The organism is Peribacillus sp., from assembly GCF_059453735.1.
Genome location: NZ_JAZVJO010000082.1, coordinates 1 through 7,864 on the forward strand (window position 1 = coordinate 1; position 7,864 = coordinate 7,864).

Below are 7,864 nucleotides of genomic sequence, written 5' to 3' on the forward strand. Positions count from 1 at the left end.
TCCCATGCGGTTGTTCCACTCTTTACATGGGTAACTTGAAAACCACTATCTAGAAGTTCGTGGTTAAGCAGCTCTGCAAGACTAAGGTCATCTTCTATTACCATAATGCTATAACTATGAGTTCGGTCATCATGTGTAACCGACTTTCCAGTAGTAGTAATAACAACCTTGGGAAATTCAATGGTAAACGTGCTTCCCTCACCATATACTGATTCAATAGCAATACTTCCCCCATGAGCCTTTACAATTTCTTCTACAATGGATAATCCTAATCCTGTTCCTCCGATCCGTCTGTGATCTGAATTATCGACTCGGTAAAATTTTTGAAACAGATTCGGCAGCGCGTCCTTAGGAATTCCAAGTCCTTGATCAATAACCGCAACCTTTATGCGTCCATCAGTACTTGAAACCTTCACATGAATTTCCCCGCCATCCGGAGAGTATTTTATTGAATTATTGAGGAGATTTGTAAATACTTGTTCGACTTTCACTCGATCACCCATGATAACAGCCTCATCCATATCGACAGTAAATGTTATTGTATGGGCAGCATTTATTTCTTGGTGCTCAATGGTTTTTTTCAGGACGGGAAGTAAATCAATGTATTTCTTTTCATATGTCTGTTTGCCCGATTCCATCCGCTGTACATCTAAGAAGTCATTAATCAGTGCTGTCAATCGTTTGGCTTCATTATAAATGGTTTGCAGGTATTTCGTTTTACGTTCTGGCTTCAATTCTCGATTCAACATTAATTCTGTAAAACCGAGAACACTTGCCAGCGGCGTGCGAAGTTCATGGCTCACGGTGCTGACGAATTCACTCTTCATTTGGTCTACTTCATATTCCTTCGTAATATCCCGGTGGACAATAACCGTGCCATAGGCTTCATCTCCGAGTTTTAACTTCTTACAATACACCTTAATAACCTGCTTGCTGTCTTTCTTTTGATAGATAAATGATTGATCCTCCTGCTTCTCAGACGAGTCAATAGATTCTCTCAAATTATCGATTACATTATCTTCTACAACTTGTTCAGTGACAAGCCCAGTCCAGCTCTCCCAAGACAATCCTACTAGTTCCTTGATGTTTTCTTTTCCAAGTATCTCAGCAAATTTACGATTTACATGGACGATTTCCCCATTGTTATCAACGAGCTGAATGCCCTCTTGGACTGTATTTAAGATATCTTGATTCAATCGGCTGTTCGCTTCCGATTGCTCATAAAGCCTTATTTTCTCCAAAGAGATACCAATTTGCTTAGCCAGTGTCACACATTCATCAATATTTTTCTCCGTGAACTGGTCTCCATATCGGCTGAATACCATGATTGCTTCTATTTCTTGATAAGCATTTAAAACGGGCAAATATAAATCGTAGCTGTAATTGATGCCTTCATGATAGCCTTTTTCAATGCGATCTTGTTCACGCTTAAAGGTAAACGGACGTTTGGTTGTTTTCAATCTTTGGTTAAGGCCGCTGTCTAAATTTGCTTGAAACTGTTTGACGCCATAATCAGAAATGCCAAAAGCGGCAAAAGCCTCTTCTTTAAGGAGAAAAATCATTCCACGTTCTGCTGCGATTATGTTACACATATTTTCAACAATGCTCTGCAATACTTCTGATTGATCAAGTGATGTAGAAATTCCATTGATGAACTCATTTCGGCGTTTTAGCATCTGTTCATTCTCTGTTAGGATATCAAGTGTTTCCTGCAGCTGATCCTGCTGAGAATGCAGTTCATCTTGTTGTGCGACTAATTCTTCATTGTGCGCTAATAAATCCTGTTCCTTCTCCTGAACAGTTGCAACCATTTTTTTAAAGGCAATTGAGAGTGTGCCGAGCTCGTCCATCCGGTTTGAATCGTGTGTAATCACCGCATCTCGGCCGGCAATAATCTCATTTGCAGCGGTCGATAAATCGGCTAACGGCTTGCCAATGTTTCTTAAAAACACTCTTATGCTGTATTGCATGAAAATGAAAAAGATGAAAAATATTACCACAGCTGCGATTTGGACATTTGATTGACGCTTTGTCAGCTTTGATAGATTGGCTTCAAGTTCATTATCTATGTCTTCCGTGACGAGTAAATTATTTTCACGAAAACTATTCACCCTAGGTGTATCTGAGGTAGTTACCTTCTCTGCAATCGCCTGTTTGCCGCCTTTTTCAAAATCAGCTATTCTGTCGGGCAATGTATTAATATAATAGAAATCAGCAAAATCAATGATATCTTGATAAATAGCCTGATCCTTTGTTGTATTCGTAATTTTCTTTAATTCATTGGCTTTTTTACGAATAATTTCTTCCTGCTTTATGGCACTTTCCTTAAGTTCTAGGTTATCAAAAGCAATATACCCGCGGATGTTCAGAAAGGTTGTATCATACGCTTCGTATATATCCGTAATAAGGCGTTGTTTTTCCTTTATTTCGTTCCTCGTTTGAATAAACTCCTGATTTAATTGCTGAAGAATATAAAATAATGCACCCACACAAACGATAAAGATGATAATTGAACTGCCCATTATCAGCAGAACCTGTCTCGCCAAGCTTTTCTTAAAGTAATTTTTAAACTTCATTTAATATTTCCTCGATTTTTTCAATTAATTTCAAAGGACTGAATGGCTTAGGCATAAAATAATCAGCCCCCGCTTGGATAATTTTCTCTTGTTCGTATGTTTGGCTTTTCGCAGAAAGCATCATAATTTTTCCCGGAAACGTTTGATTACCTCCACGAAGTTTTTCAATAATTTCTAGTCCAGTAAATACAGGCATCATGTAGTCTAAAATCACAAGATCATATTCATTGTTCTGTAATAAGTCGAGTGCCTCTTTTCCATCAGCTGCTTCATCTACGTCATACTCTTCATCCTCAAGCGTATCAATAATTAACATCCTAAGTACTTCTTCATCTTCTGCTAAAAGAATTCTACTCAAATTATTTTCCCTCACTCACTTTTTTCCATGTTAAAAAAGATATAAGCCTTATTTAACTGTGCTTATATCTTATATCGGCAAACGACTATAAATCTTTGCAAAAAAGAATAAATCACTTATTTAACTTGTTTAACCAGCCGTTCAATTCGGCGCTGAAGTTCTTGAACGCTGAAGGGCTTAGTGACATAATCGTCTGCACCAAGCTGGAGGGCTCGCGCAATATCCTCTTCACTTTTTCTCCCCGTCAGCATAAGAACGGTAAAACATGAGGCATTATTCGCTTGTTTTACGGTCTTAAGAACTTCTAACCCATCCATATCAGGCATAATCCCATCAAGAATTAAAAAGTGAGGATGATTCTCCTTCGCTTGATTTGATGCTAGAAATAGACCTCCATTCTCATAAGCAGATACCTTCATATCAAGGTGATCCAAATCCATTGATTCCAGGCTATTCGTTAACATCGTACGAATGATGACATCATCGTCCACAACAGAAATATTAAGCACTTTCTTGTTAAACAGCATATTTGACGGTTTGGCGCCCATCGCTCTTGCTCTCCCTGAACGTTTTGCCAGGTACAGTGAGCGGTCAGCCCTCTTAAATGCTGATTCCGGGGTTACAGCTTCTTCTTCCACCGTATAGACCCCTGCCGAAAACGTTACAGAAAACGTCTGGTCCTTACTAGTAAAGAGTACAGTTGAAAAGTTTTTGATCATTTGATTTAACAGTCGTTCAACATCCTCGTTACTTGCACGAGGAAAGATAATAACAAACTCTTCTCCCCCATAACGGAAAACAATATCTGAACTGCGTATACTCTCTTTTAAGAATCTAGCAAATTCCATCAGCACCTGATCCCCCATTAAATGCCCATGAGTATCATTAATGCACTTAAATCGGTCTAAATCGAGGACAGCAATCGTGAATCCCTGCTTAGTCCTCTTGAAGTCTTGGAAGTAGCGGGTAATACTATCCTCAAAGAACCTCCGGTTGTAAACCTGGGTAAGTTCATCGATTAAAACAGATTGATCGAACAGTCTTTTTCTCTGTAGATGCCGGTCCATCTTGGCTAAAAACTCTTCGACATCAATGGGTTTTCCGATAAAATCATCTGCCCCCATTTTATAGGCCTTCAATCTGGATTCTTTATCATTTTGAATGCTAATCATAATCTTTGGAATAAAATACTTTTCATTATGCTGTTGAATATCGTCAAGTATTTGAAATCCAGTTTTAAAGGGAAGCTGAACATCCAATATCAGACAATCCGGCTGCATGTCATAATATTGTTGTGTAGCTTTCTCTGGATCGGTGTTGGTAATCACCATCCAACCGTTTTCCTCAAGAATATCTTTTAGAAAGATAAGCATCGATACATCATCATCAATAATTTGAACAAGTCCTGCTGCTTTATCACGGTTGATTTCGTTTTTCAATTCAACATCATTAAAATGTTCATATGCATAGGTAAGTTCTATTAAATCAAATAAGAAATTGCGAAGTTCATTTTTTTTCCAGTTTCCAATATTCATTTCACTATTAGCTTGGAGTAAATTACCTGAAAGCTGCATGAGCCCGCCTAGCTGCAAGGTGCCAGCCGTTCCTTTTATTGAATGAAGAAAGCGATAAACTTCCTCATTATTAATTTCATCTATTTTATCTTCTTCAAACCATTGACTTAGTTGTACTTTAATATTCTTAAATAAATGGTTTTGGTATTTTTCCATTTTCACGTATATCGCCCCTAACTAACTGCTTAGGTTCCAAAAAGGATCAAAAAGCCAGTTTCTGTTACACAAAACAAATTAATCATTTATATCGAACAGAAACGCATTTTTTTCCGTTCAAGGAATATCTTAACGGAAATTATAGTTTGGATATATAGTTTTTTACCAAATAATAAAAAGGTTGCCAAACATTTCACCAAACTGTCGCTTTCTACCTGTTTACTTTTCTTACAAAAGTAAAGTCATGCTATACTTACCTAAAATATCAGAAAGGACGATCAAGATGACTAAAAAATTATACTATTCTACCCCTCTTACACACGAATGGGAAACTACCATAACGAGTGTAAAAGAAACAGAAGGACACTTTTACATAACACTGGCGGAAACGGCTTTTTACCCTGAAGGAGGAGGTCAACCTTCTGATCATGGGACGATAAATGGGCTGGACGTTCTTGAAGTGAGTCTTGTGAATGATGAAGTAGTTCATAAATTGGTTACCGCCCCCACTTCCGAAGTAGTATCCTGTTCAATCGACTGGTCTCGGCGTTTTGATCATATGCAGCAGCATAGCGGCCAGCATCTTCTATCTGCCGTTTGTCGGGAATTATTTGACGCACAGACACTTAGTTTTCATCTTGGACAAGACTATGTAACCATCGATATTGCGCTTACTGATTTAACTGACAGCCAAGTCTTAGCGATTGAAAGTAAAGCAAATCAATACATCTATGAAAACCGTAAAATGACGACTTATTTTGTAACCAATAAGCAACTGCTAGAGCTGCCAGTTGTCAAACCGCCTAAAGTCTCGGAGAATATTCGAATTGTGGAAATGGAAGGTATTGAATTTAATCCTTGCGGTGGCACTCACGTTGAACGAACCGGAGAAATTGGTCTGCTTAAAATCATAAAAACAGAAAAACAAAAATCTCAAACACGTATTTATTTTCTTTGCGGATTGCGTACGTTAGCCGATTATACAGAAAGCAGCAGGATTCTCAATCAACTTACTGCACACTTCAATACTCATCGGTCAGAGTTGGTTAATCGAGTTGAAAAATTAGACAATGACGCGAAAAACCAAGCAAAGGAAATTGAACAATTAAAACAAGAAGCTGCGATCCATGAAGCAGCAACATTGCTTACATCAATTGAAAATGGCCTTTTGTCCAAAGTCTTTGATAATAAAAGCATGAAAGAATTACAAGTACTGGCCCATTCTATACTAGCGGAAGAGCCTGTCCTCATTTTATTTGCAACGACAGTTGAAAATAAAGTCTTTCTTACCCATAATGGAACAAATCCGCTTGATTGCGGCCAATTTTTTAAAGAGCAGCTTCCGCTTTTTGATGGAAGAGGCGGTGGGAGTACTAAAGCGGCACAAGCTGGATTTACAAACGAGCAGTTACTGAAATTCTTTGAATTCGCTAAACAACAGCTTCATTAATGACAAACGCTGCGTGATTTTACATGCAGCGTTTGTTATAGAAGATAAGGCAAAATCCATGCCAAATGATAGATATTAATGAAAACATATAAAACAACGGTGACGTTCATTAAGTGGTAAATCCAGTTTTTATTCACTAAGGGAATGACAAATAGCAGGATCATCGGTAGGCCGAGCTTTACCACAAAAAAGAGGCCAATATTAAACTCAATTAAGTAGTTCATAAGCGGGTTTCCTTCCTCCATCAAATGGAGAGAAAGTCCTGCGGTAGTTAAAATTGCATCAACCGCACATAACAGAAAGATCATCGTGGCTGTATTCATTTCATCTACCCCACTCCCTTTTTAATCCAGTATAAAGCACAAATAATCCTCAATCAAGAACAATCAAGGAATATAAAAACCGTACCAGTTTCTCGGTACGGTTTTTTATCAACCATTAGTTATTCCTTTACTTCTGTAACGGAAAAATAAGCTGCTTTTTCAGTATCCACAACATAATGGGTATCATTTTTCACCATATTATAAAAGCGATGCTTTTGGATATTGCTAATCAGTTGGGTTGTATCCTCGTTCCCTTCCACTTCATGTGTTAGTTCTTTTCCTCCAGCAAAATAAAAACCAATGATGTGTTTCGTCATGATTACGACATTCCCTTCATTTTTTCAAGTATTTCATTATTTTTTTCTTAGCTCTTTTATTAAATAACCTACGTTGACCCCTTTTAAACATCCAATTTATATATTTAGCAAATTGACAACCAATTATCCCCCCATAAAAACCAATAACCTCTTACGTAGAAATCTTCTCGCCAAACGAAACAAACTTTCGTAAACTATACGAAGAAAACAAAAAGAAGGAGGACAAAATGGTTCAGATTAGACAAGCAGTATATGAAGATGCTGAAGGAATTGCCTATGTTCATGTTAACAGTTGGCGGACAACCTATAAAGGCGTTGTATCAGATGACTACCTAAATGGGTTAACGACAGAAACTAGAAAGAAAAATTGGCAAAAAAACTTTCACACAATTAACTCATGCGTGTTTGTAGCTGAAGATGAGCACGGGGAAATCGTCGGTTTTGCTAGCGGCGGTCCTGAGCAGACACACCATCAAAAATATTATCGAACAGGTGAAGTGTATGCCATTTACCTCTTGGAATCCTATCAACGCAAAGGAATTGGGAAACAATTAATTAAAGCCATTCTTGACCACCTGGATGACCTGGGTTTAGAGCAGTTACTTATTTGGGCGCTCAAGGATAATTCTTACCGATTGTTTTACGAACAAATCGGTGGCAGTATAATTGAAACAACAACCATAGAAATAGATAAAAAAAGGTATATAGAAATCGGATATGGCTGGGATTCTATTAAGGACTTACGTTCACAGTTATAAAAAAAACCGTATGATTGGTTATCATACGGACATCACTTAGTTAATGAAGTAAGAAGTCTTCTTTACTGGACCCATAGAAAAATAGTTGATGCAGCGGACGTGTCATGACTACATATAATAGTTTAATGTCTAATTCATTTTGCGGCTCATATATCTCATCAATGGATAACGCATAAACAACATCAAATTCAAGCCCCTTTGCTAAATAAGAAGGAAGGATCACAATGCTATCCCTTGGAATCGAAGCATGTTCACCAAGCAGACAAATCCGCTTATCAAGCGGTCCAAGAAGTGAATACGCTTTTTCACAATCAGCCATCGTCTTGGTAATAACCGCAAAGGTACGAAAGCC

General features: G+C 37.8%; 8 protein-coding genes. 2 read left to right on the forward strand and 6 right to left on the reverse strand.

All coding sequences use genetic code 11. The features are described 5' to 3' along the window. The 3 genes from AC52RT_RS02650 to AC52RT_RS02660 all read right to left on the reverse strand — a co-directional run. Positions 1-2,576, reverse strand: a 2,576-nt coding sequence (locus AC52RT_RS02650; RefSeq protein ID WP_495539312.1) for an ATP-binding protein, incomplete at its 3' end; no start/stop codon positions are given. Next, positions 2,566-2,934 (reverse strand): response regulator transcription factor, encoded by a 369-nt coding sequence (locus tag AC52RT_RS02655; protein WP_495539313.1) that lies wholly within the window; start codon positions 2,932-2,934, stop codon positions 2,566-2,568. The genes AC52RT_RS02650 and AC52RT_RS02655, both read right to left, overlap by 11 nt. A 116-nt stretch (positions 2,935-3,050) precedes the next feature. Continuing rightward, on the reverse strand, positions 3,051-4,664 hold the full coding sequence (locus AC52RT_RS02660; protein WP_495539319.1) for a GGDEF domain-containing response regulator: 1,614 nt from the start codon (positions 4,662-4,664) through the stop codon (positions 3,051-3,053). Between the two features lie 283 nt (positions 4,665-4,947). Between AC52RT_RS02660 and AC52RT_RS02665 the strand changes: the two genes are divergently transcribed. Beyond that, positions 4,948-6,114 carry an alanyl-tRNA editing protein gene (locus AC52RT_RS02665; protein ID WP_495539314.1) on the forward strand — a complete coding sequence of 389 codons (1,167 nt, stop codon included), beginning with the start codon at positions 4,948-4,950 and terminating at the stop codon, positions 6,112-6,114. 35 nt (positions 6,115-6,149) lie between these two features. Here AC52RT_RS02665 and AC52RT_RS02670 read toward each other — a convergent pair whose 3' ends face one another. After that, a complete protein-coding gene (locus AC52RT_RS02670) occupies positions 6,150-6,437 on the reverse strand; it encodes a DUF5658 family protein (protein WP_495539315.1) in 288 nt (95 codons plus the stop codon). A gap of 119 nt (positions 6,438-6,556) precedes the next feature. Next, positions 6,557-6,754 carry a hypothetical protein gene (locus AC52RT_RS02675; RefSeq protein ID WP_495539316.1) on the reverse strand — a complete coding sequence of 66 codons (198 nt, stop codon included), beginning with the start codon at positions 6,752-6,754 and terminating at the stop codon, positions 6,557-6,559. 227 nt (positions 6,755-6,981) lie between these two features. Between AC52RT_RS02675 and AC52RT_RS02680 the strand changes: the two genes are divergently transcribed. Next, on the forward strand, positions 6,982-7,512 hold the full coding sequence (locus AC52RT_RS02680) for a GNAT family N-acetyltransferase (protein WP_495539317.1): 531 nt from the start codon (positions 6,982-6,984) through the stop codon (positions 7,510-7,512). A gap of 40 nt (positions 7,513-7,552) precedes the next feature. On the opposite strand, the gene AC52RT_RS02685 is transcribed toward AC52RT_RS02680, so the two are convergent. Further along, positions 7,553-7,864: ATP-binding domain-containing protein (locus AC52RT_RS02685; protein ID WP_495539318.1), on the reverse strand; the 312-nt coding region annotated here is incomplete at its 5' end.